This is a genomic window from Lentzea terrae (assembly GCF_003265345.1).
GTDB lineage: Bacteria > Actinomycetota > Actinomycetes > Mycobacteriales > Pseudonocardiaceae > Lentzea > Lentzea terrae.
This window is the reverse complement of sequence record NZ_QFWW01000024.1, coordinates 225,435-245,498: the sequence shown is the minus strand read 5'-3', so window position 1 is coordinate 245,498 and position 20,064 is coordinate 225,435. Positions and strand designations below refer to the sequence as shown.

Below are 20,064 nucleotides of genomic sequence, written 5' to 3'. Positions count from 1 at the left end.
GACCACGATCAACACGATGGTCGACCAGCTCTCCTCGTTCGCCGAGGAGGTCACCCGCGTCGCCCGCGAGGTCGGCACCGACGGCCGTCTCGGCGGTCAGGCCCAGGTCCCCGGCGTCGCCGGCACCTGGCGAGACCTGACCGACAACGTCAACTTCATGGCGAACAACCTGACCAACCAGGTCCGCAACATCGCGCACGTCGCGACGGCCGTGGCCAACGGCGACCTGTCGCAGAAGATCACTGTCGACGCGCGCGGCGAGATCCTCGAGCTCAAGTCCACTTTGAACACGATGGTCGACCAGCTGTCGTCGTTCGCCGAGGAGGTCACCCGCGTCGCCCGCGAGGTCGGCACCGACGGCCGGCTGGGCGGTCAGGCGCGCGTGCAGGGCGTCGCCGGCACGTGGAAGGACCTGACCGACAACGTCAACCTGATGGCGGACAACCTCACCGACCAGGTCCGCAACATCGCCACCGTGGCCACCGCCGTCGCGAACGGCGACCTCTCGAAGAAGATCACCGTCGAGGCGAAGGGCGAGGTCGCGACCCTCGCCGACACCCTCAACGGCATGGTCGACACGCTGCGCGCGTTCGGTGACGAGGTCACCCGTGTCGCCCGCGAGGTCGGCACCGAGGGCATCCTGGGCGGCCAGGCTCGCGTGTCCGGCGTCGCGGGCACGTGGAAGGACCTCACCGACTCGGTGAACTTCATGGCGGACAACCTGACCAACCAGGTCCGCAACATCGCCCAGGTCACCACCGCGGTGGCGCAGGGCGACCTGACGAAGAAGATCGACGTCTCGGCCCGCGGCGAGATCCTCGAGCTCAAGACCACGATCAACACGATGGTCGACCAGCTGTCGTCGTTCGCCGACGAGGTCACGCGCGTCGCCCGCGAGGTCGGCACCGAGGGCAAGCTCGGCGGTCAGGCCGAAGTGGACGGTGTGGCGGGCACGTGGTCGAAGCTGACCGACAACGTGAACCAGCTGGCCTCGAACCTGACCACCCAGGTGCGCGCCATCGCGGCCGTCGCCACCGCGGTGACCGCGGGCGACCTGACCAGGCAGATCACCGTCGACGCGTCCGGTGAGCTCGCGGAGCTCAAGGACAACGTCAACCAGATGATCGCCAACCTGAAGGAGACCACCCGCGCCAACCGCGAGCAGTACTGGCTCAAGACCAACCTGGCCCGTCTGTCCGGGTTGATGCAGGGTCACCGCGATCTCCGGGCGCTCGCGTCGTTGATCATGAGCGAGCTGACTCCGCTGGTCAGCGCCCACCACGGCGCGTTCTTCCAGGTCCAGGAGGAGGACGACACCAAGCAGACGCTGGAGCTGACCGCCTCCTACGGCTTCCGCCTCGACTCCGCCCGCACCACGCGCGTGGCGATGGGCGAGTCGCTGGTCGGCCAGGCCGCGCTGGAGAAGAAAACGATCCTGGTCACCCAGGTGCCCGCCGGCTACCTGACCGTTTCCTCCGCGTTGGGCGAGTCCGCGCCGGTCAACCTGGTGATCCTGCCGATCCTGTTCCAGGGCGAGACCCTGGGCGCGATCGAGCTGGCCTCGCTCAACACGTTCACCGACGTCCACCTCGACCTCCTGGACCAGCTCAAGGAGGCCATCGGCGTCAACGTGAACACGATGCTCGCCAACTCCCGCACCGACGCCCTGCTGGTCGAGTCCCAGCGCCTCACCACGGAGCTGCGGGCCGGTTCCGAGGAGCTCGAAGACCGCGCCCGCCAGCTGCAGACCGCGTCGAAGTACAAGTCCGAGTTCATGGCGAACATGTCGCACGAGCTGCGCACGCCGCTGAACTCGCTGCTGATCCTCGCCAAGCTGCTGGCCGACAACCTCGACGGCAACCTCAACGCCAAGCAGGTGGAGTTCGCCCGCACAATCCACTCGTCCGGCTCGGACCTCCTGCAGCTCATCAACGACATCCTCGACCTCACCAAGGTCGAGGCCGGCCACATGACGCTGCACGAGGACCCGGTCCGCCTCGACGAGCTGGTCCGCTACGTCGAGACCCTGTGCCTGCCGCTGACCGCCGAGAAGAACCTGGAGTTCTCGGTCCGCGTCGACCCGAACGTGCCGGAGACCCTGCGCACCGACGAGCACCGCCTGCAGCAGATCCTGCGCAACCTGCTCTCGAACGCCGTCAAGTTCACCCACGACGGCGGCATCCGGCTGCACGTGCGGATGGACGATCCGTCCACTGTGGCCTTCGACGTGCACGACACGGGCATCGGTATCCCGGCCGAGAAGCTGGCCGTCATCTTCGAGGCCTTCCAACAGGCCGACGGCACCACGTCGCGCAAGTACGGCGGCACGGGCCTGGGCCTGTCCATCAGCCGCGAGCTGGCGCAGTTGCTGAACGGCGCGCTGCGGGTGCGCTCCGAACCGGGCATCGGCTCGACGTTCACCCTCTGCCTGCCCCTGGGCAAGGTCGTCAACGACACCATCGTCCTGCCGGAACCCACCCCGATCGTGACCCCGGCCCCGGTGCTCGCCGCGTCCGGCTCGATCCGCTTCCACGGCGAAAAGGTCCTGGTCGTCGACGACGACCTGCGCAACGTCTTCGCCCTGACGAGCGTGTTGGAGCTGCACGGCCTGGAAGCCATCTACGCCGACAACGGCATCACGGGCGTCCGTGCGTTGGAGCAGTACGACGACGTGGCCATCGTCCTGATGGACATCATGATGCCCGAGCTGGACGGCAACGCCACGATCTCAGCCATCCGCGCGATGGAGCGCTACGCGGACCTTCCGGTCATCGCCGTCACCGCCAAGGCGATGAAGGGTGACCGGGAGAAGTCGCTGGCATCCGGCGCCACCGACTACGTGACCAAGCCGGTGGACACCGAGCACCTGATCCGGCTGATCGCCTACTACCTGGGAGTGTCCGCGGAAGCCTGAACCGCCGCGTCCACCGTCTCGTGCAGGCTGAGCACCTCGGTCACGTCCGCGAGGTCGAACAGCCGCTTGACCGGCGGCTGGGTGGCGGCGATCCGCAGCTGCCCACCCGCCTCGGCCAGCCGCCGGTGCCAGTCGAGCACCAGCGCGAGCCCCGTGGAGTCCATGAACTGCAACCCGGACAAATCGAGCACGGCGTGTTTGCCCGTCACGTCCGCATCCAGCCGTGCGGACAGCACAGGCACGGTGTCGATGTCCAGCTCACCGGCGACGGCGAGCACGCGCCATCCCTGCTGGACCTCGCTGCCGACGTTGAGCTCCATCGTCGCCGTTCCTTCCGCCACGCCCGACTCGTGCGCCCCAAATCGTGCAGCACGCGGTCGAACCGTGCGACCACCGGGGGGCTGAAAGATCCGAACGACCCACCGGATGTGCGACGATGCGCCTTGTGCTGAACGACCCACTGGCTGAGGTGCGGGTGACCCTGACCGCCGAGGGCGGCTCATGCTCTCGTGCACGTCAGGTGGTCCGCGACGCTGCTGCCTCGTGGGGGCTGTCGGAGGACCTGGCGGACGACGCGCAGCTCGTGGTCACGGAGCTCGTGTCGAACGGCATCGACCACGGTGAGGGACTGATCACACTCACCGTCAGCCGAAGGGCGGACGGGATGCTGGTCGAGGTGCACGACGAGTCGTCGAAGCAGCCGCTGGTGCGGCCGGTGGACCCCAGTTCGGCGCGGGGGCGGGGGATGCAGCTCGTGCAGGCGCTCAGCAAGCGCTGGGGCACGACGCCGGACGGGCGGGGAAAAGTCGTCTGGGCGGAGTTGAAGGCCTGAGAACGGGTACGTAGACCCCTATGACAGCGACACCGCCTGATCCCGACCCGAAGCGCACTCCCGGGCTGGAGCCCGGTGGCGGGGTGCGGCCAGGAGACACCCCGCCGGAATCCGGGCAAACCTCCGGTTTGTCCCACAAAGAACCCGAGCCGCCCAAAGCGACCACCGCGCGCATCATCGTCGCGCTCATCCTGCTCGTCGCGGTGCTGGTGGCCGCGATGGCGCTGACCCAGGCGTTCCTACTTGGTTAGCCGGGACGCGAGCAGGCGCTTGCCCTGCTCGGCACCCTTCTGGCTCTCGCCCTGCGCCTTGCGGAAGAACTCGGCGAGTTCGTTGTCGCCGTCACGCTCGGCGTCCGCGATGTAGGTCTCCAAGCGCAGCGCGTTGTCGAGGCACGCCTCGGTGAACCAGAGAATGTTGTAGTCCTTGTCCCGCGTACCCGTGACGTGACCGGTTTCCGTGGTCGACACGGTTTCCTCCTCAACTATCAGGGGATTTGTGGTCACTGGGCGTGTACCCGTCTTGGCCTGGTGAAAACCGCCTCGGCTTGTGGTCGTCACCCGGAGGCGCGTACGGTCGGTGCGGACGGGAGTCCTAATGAACCAGCTTCGACAGACCACGACCTACGTCCAGTCCATCCCGATCGTCGCGTTGACGGGCGAGATCGACATGATGTCCTCCGCGCCGGTGACGAGCAGGCTCGCCGAGCTGCTCGACCGCAAACCACCCGCGTTGGTCATCGATCTGCGGGCGGTGCGCTTCTTCGGGTCCGAGGGGATCCGCGCACTCGTGGAGACTCAAGCCCAGGCCGACGAGCTCGGCATCAAGTTCGGCGTCGTCAGCGACACGCGAATTGTGTTGCGCCCCTTGGAGATGACGGCCGTCGACCAGCTTCTGCTCTTGTTCAACGACGTCGACGACGCCGTCACCGCACTCGCAGCCTGCTAAGCAGCCGAGTCGCGTCTGAGCCGCGACCGTTCCACCAGGTCCAGCAGCAGACCTTCCTTGGTCGACCACGGCGAGATGTCCACCACGTCGTGTCCGGCGACCCGCATCAGCGCCTCCGCGACCACCGCGCCCGCCAGCGACTGCCGGGCCCGGTGCCGGGAGATGCCCGGCAGCGCGGCACGTTCCCGCACCGACAGCTTCGCCAGCCGGGGAATCCACTTCTCCAGGTCCTTCAGCCGCAACTGGCGTGCCGCGTACGGTCCGGTGCGCGCTCCGGCGAGCCTGGCCAGCTGCTCGAACACCTTCGAGCAGCCGACGGCGCGAGCGCTCTCATCGCTGTCGCGGTACTTCGCGGGGAAAGCTTCGGTGATCTGGTCCAGCACCTCGGCGCGCATGTCCTGCACGGTCAGGCCGGCGCGCGTCAGGGTTCTGGCCCCCAAGGGCAACGAGATCGCGAGCTCCGGGTCCGAACCCGATCCCAACGCCAGCTCGACGGTGCCGCCGCCGACGTCCAGCACGACCATCGGACCGGCGCTCCAGCCGAACCAGTGCCGTGCCGCTGTGTACGAGAGACGAGCTTCTTCCTTGCCTGACAACACCTTCAGCTCAACGCCCGTGCGTCTGTGCACCTTGCGCATGACCTCGTCGACGTTCAACGAGTCACGCACGGAGGATGTCGCGAACGGCAGGAAGGGCACGTCGCCGGCCTTCTTGCGCGCGGCCAGCACGGCTGCGCACAAGGACTCGATGCCGTCCTTGCTGATGGCCCCCTCGGCGTCCAGCGCGCGGTCGAGCCGCAGCCGGACCTTGTGGGACATCAGCGGACGCATCAGGTCTCGTTCCACGACCACCAGATGCGCGCTGAAGCACCCGACGTCCAGAACACCGACCGACATCCGCCACCTTCCTCCTGCACAGCCCGCTACCAAGTTTCCTTTACCTCATCGGTCACCATTGTGGGAGTCTTGGCACCCGATCAGGGCATCTTGACCAATGAGATGCGTTACAGTGCCCCGATGTCCTTGGCGGAGATCCCTTCCCGGCTCGACGGTGCCCTGAAATCGGCGAACCGCGGCGTAATCGTCCTGGCCGTGGACGGGCTCTCCTCGGACGTGGCCAAACAGTCGTGGCTGTCCGCCTCCGTTTCCACCCTCTCCTCCACCGTGCCGTCGACCTCCGCGACGGCCCTGCTGACCGCGTTGACGGGCGTTCCCGCCGACGTCCACCGCGTGCCGGGAACGGTGTACCGCAACGGATCCGGACTCGTGCACGCCATCAACGGCGCGCCGCCGATCCCGGACCTGCCGACCGTGCTGGAACGGCACGGTGCCACCGTCCTGGCGCGCGAGCTCGACCTGCTCGAAGGCACCTGGGCCCACGCCCTCCTGCGAGGGTGCACCCGGATACCCGCGCCCGCGAAGCACAAACTCACCGCCCAGGCCGAGGACCCGCCCCTGCTCGTCGCCAACGTCGTGGCCGACCTGGACAAGGCGCTGCCGGACGCGCGGTTCCTCTGGACGTACGTCAACATCGACGACCACGTGCACCGCAACGGTTACGACGAGTCGGTGCACGAGGCGATGCTCCGGCTGGACGCACACGCATCCCGTTGGGCCGCACAGGGTTGGACCGTCGTGGCGCACTCCGACCACGGCCAGGTCCCCGTCGATCCCGATCCGGAGCTCGTCGAGGCCTGGGACGCGATCGTGCGCGAGGAGTGCGTGATCCCCTCCGGCGGCGCTGGACGCACCAGGTGGCTCTACCCGCGGCCGGACCGGCTGGAAGCCGTTTTCGACCGCGTGGCAACGACTTTGGGCTCCACCGCCACCGTGCACCACGCAGGAGATCTCGGTCTGCCGCAGCCGGAGGCCGGTCCGGTCGTCGCCGTGGCGGCGTCGCCGAGGTTCCCGATCCCGGACCCGTCCGCGAAGTTCGCGCACGGAGGCCTGAGCCGGGACGAGATCGACGTGCCCTTCGCGGTCTGGCAGACCGTACAGTGACCAGGTGCGCGTCGAATTTTCGAACTCCATAAGGAAAGTCGATGCTGCCGAGTGGGACTCGGTGGTCCACACGGGCGACGCGCCGGTCTTCTACGAACATGCCTACGTCAGGGCATATGAACAGGTTCCGCTGACGAACGCGGACTACTCCGGATGCTTCCTGGTGCGCGACGGCGGACAGCTCGTCGGCGTGCTGCCCGTGCACCTCCAGTCGGCGCCGAACCCGTTGCGCGGCTTGCACGAGGCGTACCCGGAGGCCCGCGGTGCGTCTGTGCTGCTGAGTCACACCTGGCACTGCTACGACGCACATGTGCCGGCCACGGCCGAGGTGCTGCCGTTGCTGCTGGACGCCATGGCGACGGCCGCGTCGATGTTCGGTGCGCACTGGTACGGGTTCGTGAACGTCCAGCGCGGCAACGCGCTCTCGCAGGGCCTGCGCGCGGCCGGCCTGCCCGCGCGCCACCTGACCGACCGCTGGGCCACCGGTCTCACCACGTACGAGAACTACCTGGCGAAGCTCGGCATTCGCGCCAGAGCGAACCTGCGGCGCAACGAGCGAAGATCGCGGGAAGCCGATGTCACCGTCGAGGTCCTCCCCGCCGATCACGCCGCCCTCGACGAGATCTCCCGCCTGTGCACCAAGACGGCGATCCGGTTCGACCGCAGCGGCTTCTACCCCGGCAGCACCTTCACCAGGTTCGTCACGGCGCTCGGCGACCTGGTCCACGTGATCGAGGTCCGGCAGCACCGCAAGCTCGTCGCCGCCGGCGTCTGCCTCGCCGACGCCACCCGCTTCCACACCTGGACGTGTGGCGTCGACTACGCGGTCGACGGCCGCTACAGCCCGTACGGCGTGCTGTTCGCCGAGTCGGTCAAGCTCGCGATCCGGCTGGGCAAGACCACCCTCGAAGGCGGCAGGGACAACGCGGCGTTCAAACGCCGGCACGGCCTGAGCCCGCGCCATCTCGACGCCGTCCTCATTCGCGTCTGATTTGTTCATCCTTGTGAACAATTCGTTTTTACAACGTCGGAATCCGGTGCGCAGGAATCAATTCTTTACAGACGTTGATCGGATCTGACAGGGTGTCGCCGGGCGCACGGACATGAAAGGGACTGGACAGTCTCGTGAATCTGTCTCGACGCACCCTGCTGGCATCTGCCGCGGCCACTCCCCTGCTCACCGGAGCCGGCGTCGCGATCGCTACCGGGCAAGCCGCGGCTTCCCCGGCCAAGCTACGCGGCGCGCTCGACTACGGCCTGGCCAAGCTGACGGCGGTCGCACCGGGCATCACGTCGTTCCCGGAGATCACCCGTGCCGAGAAGTGGACGTACGTCGCCGACGGCGGCTGGATCGGCGGCTTCTGGCCGGGCACGTTGTGGCTCGCGCACCTCGACAGCGGCGACGCCCGGTTCCGCGCGCTGGCCGAGGCCGCGAACGACCGGCTGGCACCGCGCCGGCTGGAGCCCCGCGACCACGACCTGGGATTCCTCTTCTACCCGTCCTGGGTGACCGCGTACCGGCTCACCGGCGACCAGAAGTGGCGCGACGGCGCGGTCGACGCGGCGAACACGTTGATCCAGCGCTGGAACGCCACCGGCAGGTTCATCCGCGCCTGGGGCCGGCTCGGCACGCCGGGCAACGCGGGCCGCGTCATCATCGACACGATGATGAACCTGGACCTGCTCGCGTTCGCCACCGAGCAGACCGGCGACCGCAAGTTCCTCGACATCGCGATCGCCCACGCCAGAACCACGCAGACGCACTTCCTGCGCGCGGACGGCTCGACCCCGCACGTGTTCGACTTCAACCCGGACACCGGCGCGCCGATCGGCCCGAACACCGTGCAGGGCTACAGCCAGACCTCGTGCTGGGCGCGCGGCCAGGCGTGGGGCCTCTACGGCTTCACCACGATGTACCGCCGCACGGGCCTGCGGGAGTTCCGCGACACCGCACGCAAGCTGGCCGACTTCGCACTGAGCGCTATCACCCCTGATCACGTGCCGGTGTGGGACTACCGCTCCCCGTTGGGCGCCAACGACATCAAGGACTCGTCGGCGGGCGCGATCATGGCGTGCGGTCTGCTCGACCTCGCCAAAGCCACCGGCACCGCCCGTTACCGCGAGCGCGCCCTGAAGATCCTGGACGGCCTGGTCAGCACCTGCCTCACCACCAGGTCGACCCGCGCCGAGGCGATCATGGCCCGAGGCACCCGCAACCGGCCGGCCGAGGACGGCGTCGAGGTGTCGCTGCCGTACGGCGACTACTACCTGTTCGAGGCGATCCTGCGGGTGCTCAAGCCCGCGCAGATCGCCAAGGCCATCGGCCTGTAAGCCCTACTTCTCGATGACGCGCGCCGTCGGGCCGTTGCTCCAGGTCGCTTCCAACCTGGACAACCGCCCCTCGGTGTTGCGGAAGTTCACCACCAGCGGCCCACCGGGCTGTTCCACGGCGACTGACCAACCATCGGTGGGAGTCGCGGACAGCGCTTCGACGCCCTGTGGGCGGTAGCGCACGACCACGTCACCGCCCCGCAAGTGGAACGCGTGGACGTAGGAGCCGTCCGCCTGCCATTCGCCCTCCGGAAGTTGAGCCGAGGAGGGACGCCCATCCGTACTACTGGGAGGAACCGGAACAGACGAGCTGACTACAGGAGGCCTGGTGGACGACGAGGGCGAGGCAGGGCTGGTCGTGGTCGTGGCCGGGGGCACCGGGACCGTCATGGACTGGACAGTCGGCAGCGGCAGGACACCCGGCCCCGCCGTGAGGTCCACCGCTGCCACCGGTGCCGGATCCATCGCCGAACGGATGCCGAACCACGACAGGCCGACGGCGACCGCGGTCACCACCGCCCAGGCGACCAGGTATCCGATCGACCGTCTCACTGCGACGACCCTCCCCTAGCATGGCATCGGTACTGCTGGTCGAGGACGACCCGGTGGTGCGAGCGGCGATCACGCGCGCTCTCACCGGCCAGGGCCACATGGTGCACGGTGTCGCGCTCGCGATCGAGGCTTTGCGCGAAGTCACCGCCAACAACTACGACGTCGTGGTGCTCGACCTCGGGCTGCCCGACCTCGACGGCGGTGACGCGCTGCGGATGATCCGAGGCGTCACGAACACTCCCGTGGTGATCGCCACCGCCCGCGACGACGAGGCGGAGATCATCCGCCTGCTCAACGCGGGCGCGGACGACTACCTCGTGAAGCCGTTCTCCAGCGAGCACCTCGAAGCACGTCTCCAGGCCGTGCTCAGAAGGGCCCGCGACAGCAAGCAGCTCGTCGTCGGTGGCCTGGAAATCGACATCGACCACCGCAGGGCCGTTGTGGACGGGCGGGAGCTCTCGTTGACGCACAAGGAGTTCGAGTTGCTCTCGTACCTCGCGGCGCGCTCGGGCGAGGTCGTCCCGCGTGCCGAGATCCTGGCGAACCTGTGGCCGTCCACTCGCGACGACCAGACACTCGACGTGCACCTCTCGTGGCTGCGCCGCAAGCTCGGCGAACGGGCCGCGCAGCCGCGCTATCTGCACACGGTGCGCGGGGTCGGCGTGCGTCTGGTCGCACCGAGATGAGGCGGTCACTGGTGCTGGTCGCTCTCGCAGCGACCAGCTTGGTGGCATTGGCTTTTCTCATCCCGCTCGCGATCGTGACGAAGAAGGCCGCGTACGACAGCGCGATCAGCGAGGCGGAGAAGCAGGCCAACGCGCTCACACCGGCCCTCGTGATCACCACGAAGGGTCCGGAGATCCGCCAGGCCATCCGCAGCACCCGCTACGGCGGCCAGCAACGGCTCGCCGTGCACCTGAACTCCGGCACGGTCGGCACGTCGCACATCACCGCCGCCGATCTGGAGGAGGCGCGCAAGATCGCGCGGGCGGCCACGGTGGAACGACCGGACGGCATCGCCTATCTGCAACCGCTGGCCACCACCAATGGCATCGCGATCGTCGAAGCGTTCGTCCCCCACGAACAACTCACCCACGGCGTGATCGGCACGTGGTGGGCGTTGGGGGGCGTCGCGATCGGACTCGTTGCCGTTTCCGTGCTCGTGGCGGACCGGTTGGGCGCGCGTGCCGTGAAAGCGACGCGAACATTGGCCGAGGGCGCCCGGAAAATGGGTCAGGGCGACCTTTCCGCGCGTGTTCCGGTCAAAGGTCCGCCGGAGCTGAAGGAGGTCGGCAAGGCGTTCAACGCCATGGCCGAACGCGTCCGGCACCTCCTCGCCGCCGAACGGGAAGTGGTCGCCGATCTCTCGCACCGCCTCAGAACCCCGCTCACGGCGCTGCTGCTGGACGCGGACACCCTCGGCAGGGGTCCTGGCGCGGATCGCGTCCGCGAGGCCGTCCAGGGCCTCGAGAGGGAGGTCGACGAGATCATCAAGGCCGCCCGGTCCGGCCTGCCGGAGAACACCGGGGCCGACGCCGCGAGCGTGGTGCGCGACCGGCTGGTGTTCTGGTCCGCGCTCGCCGACGACCAGGACCGGCCGTGGACGGTCCGCGGCGCCGACAAGCCCGCGCAGGTCCCGCTGGCCCGCGCCGACCTCACGGCGGCGCTGGACGCGTTGCTGGGCAACGTCTTCCGCTACACGCCGGAGGGCACGCGGTTCGCCGTGACGCTGGTGCACCAGGCCGACCTGGTCGCGCTCGTCGTCGAGGACGCCGGTCCCGGCATCGCGAACACCGAGCACGCGCTGCGCCGTGGCGCCAGCGGCGGTGGGTCCACCGGGCTGGGGCTCGACATCGCCCGCCGCGCCGCGGAAAGCACGGGTGGCTCTCTCCACGTCGACCGCGGGCCGCTGGGTGGGGCACGCGTGCAATTGAGGCTCCGAAGGATGTAGGGCCCTGGTGGGGCTGGAAAGCCCTGGTGGGCCGCAAATGACACCGCCGGCGGCGCCGAACCGTGGGACGGGTCCGAACGCCGCCGGCGGGCACCGGCCGGCTGCGCTGCACCGCTGCCGCACCACCGAGTTCCGAGCAGGAGGGAGGAACCCGATGAGCAGTGCGCGCTTGCCTTCCCACACCGGTGTAACGAGGTGGATCAGCCGGGGCTCTCGGCGCCAGGTGTGGGGACCGGCGTATTCAGGTGGTCTGGTTGATCGTTTTTTCGTGAGCTGTCACGAAGTTAGCCGACCGCGCACCGTCGCCAATCCACCGTTCAGACGATTAATCCGTTTTAAATATATTTAAGTTCGCCCGGTCGGCTGTCCACGCCTTAAGTCTATTTAAGATAACGTCACCGTCACGCCGCCATCCCATCCCCCGAAATGAAAGGCGCCTCATGCTCAGTGTGATGGCAGCTACGAGTTTGGCACTGTCGCTCCTCGTCGCCCCCGAGGCGCCGAGCACCGCGGATGTCGTTCCCCCCGGCAAAATCACCGTCGACGTGGTGACCGTCAACGGTTCCGGCTGCCCCGCCGGAACAGCGGCAGTCGCGGTCTCCGACGACAACACGGCATTCACGGTCACCTACAGCGACTACACGGCACAGGCGGGCGCCGGCTCGACACCGACGCAGTTCCGCAAGAACTGCCAGCTGAACCTCCGCGTGCACTACCCGCAGGGCTTCACCTACGGGATCGCGAAGGCCGACTACCGCGGGTTCGCGCACTTACCGAGAGGCTCCAAGGGCGTGCAGCTGGCCAGCTACTACTTCTCCGGCTCGTCGTCGACCGGCAAGAGCACGCACAACATCGCCAGCCCCACGAGCAACAACTGGCAGTTCACCGACTCCACCGACGTCGCGGAGATCGTCTTTGCGCCGTGCGGCATGGTCCGGCACCTGAACGTGAACACCGAACTGCGCGTGACCGCGAACTCCTCGAACCAGTCGGCGTTCGTGTCCATGGACTCGACCGACGGCAGCGTCAACACCCGCTACCAGTTCGCCTGGAAGCGATGCTGAGCCAATTTGATCACCGAGCGCTCCCGGCGCTCTACCCACAGTGAGCGTCGGGGCGTATCCTCGTGACCCGGTCGTGACTTTTGACGGGTGAGTCAACCAGGCCATTGCTTCCCGCGTATACCCATGTAGATTCCCGCTCACCGCGACGGCCATTCGGGTGACTGTCGCTGGCTCGCGCGCCGCACGCGAACGGAGGCTGCATGCAGGTGAACGCCCAGACCGCACAGGTCGATGACCTGACACTCATCGCGTTGCCCACCGCGGTGAACTGCGCGGATCTGTTCGTGCGCTTCACTCTCGGCGAGTGGCGGCTGCGAAACATGATTGACGACTGCTCGGCCGTCGCGTGTGCACTCGTGGAAGCCGCCATCGAATCCGCCGATCCGAAGACTTCGCGGCTGATCACGCTGCGTTTGCGGCTGAGCGGCGACTACCTGGTCGTGGAGCTGGAGGCGGCACGGTTCACGATGCCGCCGACTTCTCCGGACCTGCGCACCGGCGAGCTGCAGCTCGGTGGCGGCGTCAAGCTGATCTGGTGCGAGCTCCCGCTGCCGACCGGCGTGAACGCCAACGCGGTGCCACTGCCCCGGCGCGAGAAGCGCCGCTCCCCCGCGGCCGAGGCGCTGGGCGACGAGCCGGACGTCGATCCCGAGCTCATCCAGCGCATCCTGTTCGGCCTCGGCGGCTCGATGGGCGGCGGTCCACAGCGGTAGTGAGAGCGGTAAACCGCTCCAGTTCAAGTTTCACCCACGAGGGCGCGTCCAACAGTGGACGCGCCCTCGTCGCGTCTGCCGGTTGCCGGCGGTGGACACTTCACCAATTGAGTTCCGCATCTCAGACTGCGTTGCTCCGTTCGAGTCGTGTTACATTCGCGCCGACGCTTGGAGCATTGCGTTTCTGAACAGCGTTCTTTCGGTATGGATGGCAAGTAACCGACGCCGGTGTTGAGTCGCCCATTAGTGCGGTAACCGATCGAACACTAAAGGTAACAAATGGTCGATGCGCATTGACCTCGGCTAACGCCGCCCAATGTTGCTCTGGTTGGCGGAGGTTCGTTAACACCCTTTCCGATACGGTCTCGTATCACGCCGCCCGACATGTCCTGCACATTCGGAAAGGTGTCCCATGATTAGCACGTTGGCTGCGGCCGCCCTCGGTCTGTCCACCATCGTGATTCCCCCGGTCGCGGACCCGCCCCCGACGGGCCAGATCACCATCGACGTCGTGACGGTCAACGGCTCCGGCTGTCGCCTCGGCACGGCGGCCATCGCCGTCTCCCCTGACAACAAGGCTTTCACGGTCACCTACAGCGACTACATGGCCCAGGTCGGCCCGCAGGCCAAGCCGACCGATTTCCGCAAGAACTGCCAGCTGAACCTCAAGGTCAACGTTCCCGGCGGATTCACCTACGGCATCGCCCAGGCCGACTACAGAGGATTCGCCCACCTCGAAAAGGGAGCGAAGGGCAGCATGAAAGCCAGCTACTACTTCCAGGGCATGTCGGACACCGACTCGCGTTCGAAGACCTGGAACGGCACCATGAGCGACGACTGGCAGGTCACGCACAAGACCGACGTCGCCTCGATCATCTACCACCCGTGCGGCGCCAAGCGGAACTTCAACATCAACACCGAACTGCGCGCTGACAAGGGAACGTCGGACCCGAAGAAGACCAGCTTCATGGCCATGGACTCGACCGACGGCTCGATCGAGACGATTTACCACTTCGCGTGGAAGAAGTGTCCGAAGCCGTAGCCCTCGTCGGCTCGCGGACAGCTCCACGCTTGTGAAAAATTCACCCTGATAGCACGGCCGCCGGGCCCCTCGATCTCCTCTCGAACGAGACCGAGGGGCCTTCTTCCGTGCCCGAGAAAATGGTCAGATGTTCTGGTTCGCGAAGCCCTTTGTCGCAATCTTCGAACACATCGACTGCCACACCGAGGAGCTGGTGTGCGGGTCACCGGTGACGCCGAGCGCCGACTTGAGACCGTTGAACGCGCTCGTCGTGGCCGGACCCCAGTCGCCGTCGATCGCGAGGCCCGAGCCGCGGAAGTTGTTGCACACGGCCTGGACGAACTTGGTGTCGGACTCGGAGTCCTTCAGCACGCGCACCGGCATGCCACCGAAGTCGGCGTGGATGTGGTCCGCGTGGTCGGCGTTGTACCAGCCGTCGAGCACGTACCGGAACCGGCGGCGGCACACGGCCTCGGTCGCGAGGTAGCGCTTGCGGATCGCCGCGTTGCTCGACGCGTGGTGCTTGTCGAGCGGCGAGATGGTGTTGCCACCGGACCAGCGCACGTGGTCGAGGTCCATGGCGGTGCCGGCGCCGTGCTGGCCCGGCTTGTTGACGTAGAAACCGGCGGAGACGATGTAGCTGATCGAGCCGTAGCTCGACGACAGCGAGCGCAGGTCCCGGATCCAGGCCACGAGCGCGTTGTAGAACGCGTCGGTGCACTGCCAGTTGCGCAGGGTGGTGTTGGGGCGGTTGGAGCGCCAGTAGTAGACGGGCGTGCCGTCGATCTTCTGGAAAGTCATCATCGCCAGGGCACCGACCTCGGCGGCCTGGATCTCCGCGTCGGTGTGCTGGTCGTTGTTCTTGGGATCCGCGCCGGCGAGTCCCGGAGCGATGGTGGACAGGCCGGCGAGACCGGCGACGGCCGCCGCGCCCGTGACGAAGCCGCGCCTGGTGACGTTGTGTTCGAACACCCCAGTACTCCCTCTGTGTCCTAGCCGGTGCGGACAGGAGGAAGGACCTGTCTCACCAACCGGCGCGAGGGAGTCTAGGGATCATGTTTGGAACTAGGAATCACCGCTGACCTGGGGTTTTCCTTCTTCTTTACCGCACGTCGCCCAGCACGCGGATCAGGCTGCGCTCGGTGTCGTTGCCCAGTTTCTCGAGTGCCAGCTTCGCCACCGGCGCCCCGAGCTTCGCCAGTCCGGTGAACTCGAGGTGGGCGTGGTAGGCGATCCGGGTCGTGCCGGGCGCCGATCCCGCGGTGATCGCGATGTCGTCGGTGGCCGTCGCGGTGTCGTTGCGCCCCACGAACTGCAGCCCCTGCGGATCGTCGCGGGTCAGCTCGTAGACCAGCTCGGTCTTGCGGCCGAGGAACGTCGACACGTTGCGCCAGCGCGAGCCGACCTCGACCGGGCCCTCGTCGAGCCGCGTGCAGGACACCGTGCCGGGATCCCACTGCTCGGTGCGGGAGAAGTCGCGCAGGTACTCGACGACGCCCTCGGGCGAGGACGCCACGGTGAAGGTGCGCTCGACGTCGACACCGGACGTGTGCGGCGCGTTGAACGCACCGGGTGCGATCCGCAGCCGGTACTGGTCGACGACGTCCGCCTGGCTCTCGGCGCGGCGCAGCATCCGGTCCAGGCGCTCGGCGTCGGCGCCGGGCAACGTCTGCAGGGCGCGCCACATCGCGGCCTTGCCCTCGATGCCGATGCGCAGCGTCTCCAACTCGAGAACATCGCTCAGCGGCGAACGGCCGAGCAGCCTGCCGTTGAGCTTGAGCCGGCCCGCCTTCTCGGTGAGCCAGCCGATCGCGGCCTTGTGCGGGCGCGGCTCGACGCCGTACGCGCGCATGAGGTCGAGCAGTTCCTTGCGGTCGGACTCGATGTCGTCAGCCAGCGCGCGCAGTTCGGGATGCGTGCGGCTGATCCGGCGGGCGAGCTCGGTGCCCGCCATCGCCCCGGCCAGGTGGTCGTTGAGGTAGATGCCCAGCAGCTCAGTGTTCACGTGTCGCGGGTACCCCGTTATGGCCCGGCCGGACCCAATTGATAGCCCTGGTTCCACAGGGTTTTGATGACCAGCCCCAACGGTGCGATGCGGCGCCGCAACCGCATGATGTGCAGGTGCAGCGCGTTGCTCGTGTCGCCGTCCTTGGTGGGCAGGCAGAGCAGCAGGTCCTCGCGCGAGGTCAGCGCACGGAAACGCCTCAACAACTCGGCGACCAGCGCGCGCTCTGTCGGTGAGAGCACCACGGAACGCGTGCGGAAGCGCAGGATGCCGGACATGTCCAGCTCCGGCACGGCATATCGGGCCGCGCGGGCCCGCAGCATCGCGATGCGCACGGCGATGTCCTGGTGCGGCACCGGTGCGCGGACCCAGTCCTCCCGCATGTCCGTGAGAACGGGCGCCGGCACGTTCTTCTCCAGCACCAGCAGGCACAACGTCCCACTCCGCTGGCACGCCTCCCGTGCCGCCGCGTCCACCGGCCACCGCACGACCTCGACGGGCAGTTGGTTCACCAGGTTCGACATTCGTCCACTTCCGCCCCGTTCGGCTTTCGTGGACGGTAGATCTGTCCGCTATTTCCGCTCTATCGCATGCATCGGCTCCAGAATGATCGGCTGCGCACGCCGGCCCGTGACCAGGTTCCACGCCCACTGCGCCAGCACCGCGACCCGGTTGCGCCAGCCCACCAGGAACGCGATGTGCACGACCGCCCACGCCACCTTGCCGAGGATCCCCTTCAGCCGCAGCTTCTTGATGTCCGCAACGGCGTCACCAGGCGAAATCGTGGCCATCGTGCCGAGGTCGAGGTACCTGAACGGCTTGGTTTCCCGGTTTTCGAGACGTGCTTTGATCACTTTGGCGACGTGGTGCCCCTCCTGGATCGCGGGTTCGGCGATGCCCGGCAGGTTGTCCAGGTTCACCATGTCGCCGATCGCGAAGACCTCGTTCGTCACCGAGCAGTCTTCCGCGTTCACCAGGATCCGGCCCTTGCGGTCGACCTCGGCCCCGGTCGCCTCGGCGAGCTTGCGCGCGAGCGGCGACGCCTGCACACCGGCCGCCCAGATGATCGTCCGCGCCTCGACCCGGTCACCGTCCTTGGTGGTGAGGCCGTGCGCGTCGATTTTCTCGACCATGGCGTTCGTCATCACGGTGACGCCGAGCTTTTCCAGCTTCGTCCGCGTGTGCTGTCGCAGGGGCTCGGAGAACGGCGGCAGCACGTGCGGCACGGCGTCCAGCAACGTGATCCGGATGTCGCGCGGGTCGATCTCCCGGAACTGCCCCTTCAACGCCCGGCGCGCCAGGTCGGCGAGCTGCCCGGCCAGCTCCACGCCAGTAGGTCCCGCCCCGACCACCGCGAACGACAGCCATTCCTTCGGGTCGTCCGCCGCCACCGCCGTCTCGAACGCCCGCAGCAACTTCGACCGCAGGTCAACCGCCTGCTCCAGCGTCTTCATCGGCGGCGCGTCCTCAGCCCACTCGCCGTGCCCGAAGTAGCTGTCCTGCGACCCCGCCGCCACGACCAACGTGTCGTACTCGACGCTGCGCGACGTGCCGTCCGGCAGATCGACGTGCACTCGTTTTGCTGTGGTGTCGAACCCGGTCACCTCGCCCAGCAGGACCTTCGCGTTGCGCTGCTTGCGCAGGATCGCCCGGAACGCCGGCGCGATGTCGCCGGCCGGCAACAACGCGGTCGCCACCTGGTAGAGCAGCGGCTGGAACAGGTGGTGGTTCGTGCGGTCGATCAACATGACCTCGACGTCCGCGCGTTTCAACCCGCGCACCACGCCCAGCCCGCCAAAACCGCCACCGACAACGACAACCCGGTGTGCACCCATGGAGATCGCATACCCGCTCACTCCGGCTGCCATGCGGCTCGCTGGTTGCCCTGCGGCTCGCGGGGTATCCGGATTTCATGACCACCACCGCTGACCAGTCGCTCTGGCTTTCCGCACTAGAGGCGCCCCGCCCGCCACTGACCGGCAAGCACACCTTCGACGTGGCGGTCGTCGGCGGCGGCATCACCGGCCTCACCACCGCCCTGCTGCTCAAGCGCCGCGGCCTCACCGTCGTGGTCCTCGAAGCCGACCGCGTGGCCTCCGGCGTGTCCGGCAACAACACCGCCAAGGTCACCGCCCTGCAGTCCACTGTGTACTCGCAGATCCGGCGCGCGCACGGCATCTCCGCCGCCACCGACTACGCCACAGCTTCCCAGGCAGCCGTCCAGCAGGTGGCCGACCTCGTCGAGCTCGAAGGCATCTCCTGCGACCTGCGCCGCGCACCGGCTGTCACCTACGCCTACACCGAGTCCGAGGTGCCGGCCGTCGACCACGAGCTGATCACCGCGCGCCAGGCGGGCCTGCCGGTCCGCGCCACCACCGACGTCGACCTGCCGTTCGAAGTGCACGCCGCAGTGCGCCTGGACGACCAGCTCGCCCTGCACCCGGTGAAGTACCTGCGCGGACTCGCGGATGCGGTCGACGGCGACGGCAGCCTGGTCTGCGAACACAGCCGGGTTCTCGACGTCAGCGGCACCCGTCTGTCCACAGCGGACGGTCAGGTCGACGCGAACCAGATCGTCATCGCCACCCACTATCCGACGCTGGACCGCGGCCTCTACTTCGCGCGCATGGAACTGACCCGCGCCTACTGCATCGCCGCGCGCGTCAGCAGCCCGCCCCAGTCGCTCGCGATCAGCACCGGCAGCCCGTCGTGGTCCATCGCGGCCCACGAGGACAAGCTGATCGTCGCCGGCGCTGGCCACCCGACCGGCCGACCGGCCGTGGAACCGTTTCGGCGGTTGGAGGACTTCGCCCGCAGGCATTGGCAGGTCGAGGAAGTGACGCACCGCTGGTCGGCGCAGGACCCGACGACCTACGACCACCTGCCGATGATCGGCTCATACACCCCAGGCAGCACCACCATCTTCACCGCCACCGGCTACATGAAGTGGGGCCTGACCAGCGGCACGTTCGCGGGCTCGCTGCTGGCGGACCTCGTCACCGGCAAGCCCAACGACCTGGCCGAGCGGTTCAGCCCGCACCGGTTCACGCTGAAGTCGTTGCCGGACCTGGTGAAGAAGAACGCCGAGGTGGCCGCGCAACTGGTGGGCGACCGCATCGTCCCGGCCGACGCCACGTCCAGCGAGAACCTGCCGCCCGACCATGCCCACGTGATCCGCGACGGCCTGGGCAAGACCGGCGTCTACCGCGACCCGGAGGGCCACCTGCACGCGGTGTCGATGCGCTGCACGCACCTCGGCTGCCTGGTGCGGTTCAACGCCGCCGAACGCAGCTGGGACTGCCCGTGCCACGGCTCGCGGTTCGACGTGGACGGCGAGGTGCTGGAGGGGCCGGCGACCAAGCCTCTTCCGCGCCGGGAACCCCGCTGAATCCACGCACCAGGCGATCTGCGGTTTGGTCGCCGTGCGTTGGTGGGCGCGCTGGCTTACCGGACGGGCTTTGGTTGCGTCATCGCCGCTTCGCGACGATTGCGATTGGGGCTTGACTTCGGGGCCCTTTCGAGGCGCTGCGTCGGGCGGAAAAGGACGGATGCTTCGCAGCCGTCCGATCCGCGAAACGGTAGCACCTCGACCCCAAAGTCAAGCCCCAATCGCAGGCGTACGTGGTTGCGTTGGGTTGTTCAGCGTGCGGTCATTACCGATTACCCGATGACGCATAGCCCTATCCGGCTCGCTCCGCATCGCCACACGAGGTTGCCTTCGACCCGCGTTGCC

The 20,064-nt window shown here is 67.7% G+C and carries 21 protein-coding genes; 13 read left to right on the top strand and 8 right to left on the bottom strand.

The features are described 5' to 3' along the window. Window positions 1-2,914: HAMP domain-containing protein (locus tag DI276_RS30800; RefSeq protein ID WP_232837035.1), on the top strand; the 2,914-nt coding region annotated here is incomplete at its 5' end. Here DI276_RS30800 and DI276_RS30795 read toward each other — a convergent pair. After that, window positions 2,887-3,234, bottom strand: coding sequence for an STAS domain-containing protein (locus DI276_RS30795; RefSeq protein WP_112270014.1), 348 nt, complete (start codon window positions 3,232-3,234; stop codon window positions 2,887-2,889). The genes DI276_RS30800 and DI276_RS30795 overlap by 28 nt on opposite strands. Window positions 3,235-3,350: 116 nt before the next feature. On the opposite strand from DI276_RS30795, the gene DI276_RS30790 reads away from it, so the two are divergent. After that, window positions 3,351-3,746 carry an ATP-binding protein gene (locus DI276_RS30790; protein WP_232837034.1) on the top strand — a complete coding sequence of 132 codons (396 nt, stop codon included), beginning with the start codon at window positions 3,351-3,353 and terminating at the stop codon, window positions 3,744-3,746. A gap of 20 nt (window positions 3,747-3,766) precedes the next feature. Then, complete coding sequence (locus tag DI276_RS30785) at window positions 3,767-3,997, top strand: DUF6480 family protein (RefSeq protein WP_112269734.1); 231 nt, start codon at window positions 3,767-3,769, stop codon at window positions 3,995-3,997. Here DI276_RS30785 and DI276_RS30780 read toward each other — a convergent pair. After that, window positions 3,986-4,216, bottom strand: coding sequence for a hypothetical protein (locus DI276_RS30780; protein WP_112269732.1), 231 nt, complete (start codon window positions 4,214-4,216; stop codon window positions 3,986-3,988). The two genes, DI276_RS30785 and DI276_RS30780, sit on opposite strands and share 12 nt — an antisense overlap. 127 nt (window positions 4,217-4,343) lie before the next feature. On the opposite strand from DI276_RS30780, the gene DI276_RS30775 reads away from it, so the two are divergent. Next, window positions 4,344-4,694 carry an STAS domain-containing protein gene (locus DI276_RS30775; protein WP_112269730.1) on the top strand — a complete coding sequence of 117 codons (351 nt, stop codon included), beginning with the start codon at window positions 4,344-4,346 and terminating at the stop codon, window positions 4,692-4,694. Here the strand turns inward: DI276_RS30775 and DI276_RS30770 are convergent. Then, window positions 4,691-5,590: a Ppx/GppA phosphatase family protein gene (locus tag DI276_RS30770; RefSeq protein WP_112269728.1), complete on the bottom strand. Its 900-nt coding sequence runs from the start codon at window positions 5,588-5,590 to the stop codon at window positions 4,691-4,693. The two genes, DI276_RS30775 and DI276_RS30770, sit on opposite strands and share 4 nt — an antisense overlap. Before the next feature lie 120 nt (window positions 5,591-5,710). On the opposite strand from DI276_RS30770, the gene DI276_RS30760 reads away from it, so the two are divergent. The 3 genes from DI276_RS30760 (at window position 5,711) to DI276_RS30750 (ending at window position 9,025) form a co-directional block, all read left to right on the top strand. Further along, window positions 5,711-6,694, top strand: coding sequence for an alkaline phosphatase family protein (locus DI276_RS30760; RefSeq protein WP_157985047.1), 984 nt, complete (start codon window positions 5,711-5,713; stop codon window positions 6,692-6,694). 4 nt (window positions 6,695-6,698) lie between these two features. Beyond that, a complete protein-coding gene (locus DI276_RS30755) occupies window positions 6,699-7,685 on the top strand; it encodes a GNAT family N-acetyltransferase (protein ID WP_157985046.1) in 987 nt (328 codons plus the stop codon). Between the two features lie 134 nt (window positions 7,686-7,819). Beyond that, window positions 7,820-9,025: a glycoside hydrolase family 88 protein gene (locus tag DI276_RS30750; RefSeq protein ID WP_112269721.1), complete on the top strand. Its 1,206-nt coding sequence runs from the start codon at window positions 7,820-7,822 to the stop codon at window positions 9,023-9,025. A gap of 3 nt (window positions 9,026-9,028) precedes the next feature. On the opposite strand, the gene DI276_RS50300 is transcribed toward DI276_RS30750, so the two are convergent. Further along, on the bottom strand, window positions 9,029-9,577 hold the full coding sequence (locus tag DI276_RS50300) for a hypothetical protein (protein WP_157985045.1): 549 nt from the start codon (window positions 9,575-9,577) through the stop codon (window positions 9,029-9,031). A 20-nt stretch (window positions 9,578-9,597) separates the two neighbouring features. Between DI276_RS50300 and DI276_RS30735 the strand changes: the two genes are divergently transcribed. From DI276_RS30735 to DI276_RS30715, 5 genes are all read left to right on the top strand, one after another. Then, entirely contained in the window at window positions 9,598-10,263 is a 666-nt protein-coding gene (locus DI276_RS30735) for a response regulator transcription factor (RefSeq protein ID WP_112269715.1), read from the top strand. Continuing rightward, entirely contained in the window at window positions 10,260-11,528 is a 1,269-nt protein-coding gene (locus DI276_RS30730) for a HAMP domain-containing sensor histidine kinase (protein ID WP_112269713.1), read from the top strand. Before DI276_RS30735 ends, DI276_RS30730 begins: the two co-directional genes overlap by 4 nt. A 440-nt stretch (window positions 11,529-11,968) precedes the next feature. Then, a complete protein-coding gene (locus DI276_RS30725; RefSeq protein WP_112269711.1) occupies window positions 11,969-12,592 on the top strand; it encodes a DUF4360 domain-containing protein in 624 nt (207 codons plus the stop codon). Between the two features lie 200 nt (window positions 12,593-12,792). Beyond that, entirely contained in the window at window positions 12,793-13,305 is a 513-nt protein-coding gene (locus DI276_RS30720) for an ATP-binding protein (protein WP_332874719.1), read from the top strand. Between the two features lie 412 nt (window positions 13,306-13,717). Further along, on the top strand, window positions 13,718-14,347 hold the full coding sequence (locus DI276_RS30715) for a DUF4360 domain-containing protein (protein ID WP_112269710.1): 630 nt from the start codon (window positions 13,718-13,720) through the stop codon (window positions 14,345-14,347). A 123-nt stretch (window positions 14,348-14,470) separates the two neighbouring features. On the opposite strand, the gene DI276_RS30710 is transcribed toward DI276_RS30715, so the two are convergent. The 4 genes from DI276_RS30710 to DI276_RS30695 form a co-directional block, all read right to left on the bottom strand. Continuing rightward, on the bottom strand, window positions 14,471-15,298 hold the full coding sequence (locus DI276_RS30710) for an extensin family protein (RefSeq protein ID WP_112269708.1): 828 nt from the start codon (window positions 15,296-15,298) through the stop codon (window positions 14,471-14,473). Window positions 15,299-15,428: 130 nt separating this feature from the next. Then, the gene (locus DI276_RS52495) at window positions 15,429-16,331 is read right to left on the bottom strand and encodes an SRPBCC family protein (RefSeq protein ID WP_232837032.1); all 903 of its coding nucleotides are present in this window, start codon (window positions 16,329-16,331) and stop codon (window positions 15,429-15,431) included. A 17-nt stretch (window positions 16,332-16,348) separates the two neighbouring features. Next, window positions 16,349-16,855: a helix-turn-helix domain-containing protein gene (locus DI276_RS30700; protein ID WP_112269706.1), complete on the bottom strand. Its 507-nt coding sequence runs from the start codon at window positions 16,853-16,855 to the stop codon at window positions 16,349-16,351. 48 nt (window positions 16,856-16,903) lie between these two features. Then, window positions 16,904-18,199, bottom strand: a complete 1,296-nt coding sequence (locus tag DI276_RS30695; protein ID WP_112269704.1) for an NAD(P)/FAD-dependent oxidoreductase — start codon at window positions 18,197-18,199, stop codon at window positions 16,904-16,906. A gap of 44 nt (window positions 18,200-18,243) precedes the next feature. Here DI276_RS30695 and DI276_RS30690 point away from each other — a divergent pair, with 44 nt between their 5' ends. Continuing rightward, complete coding sequence (locus tag DI276_RS30690; protein ID WP_112269702.1) at window positions 18,244-19,719, top strand: FAD-dependent oxidoreductase; 1,476 nt, start codon at window positions 18,244-18,246, stop codon at window positions 19,717-19,719. The last annotated feature ends 345 nt before the right edge of the window (window positions 19,720-20,064 follow it).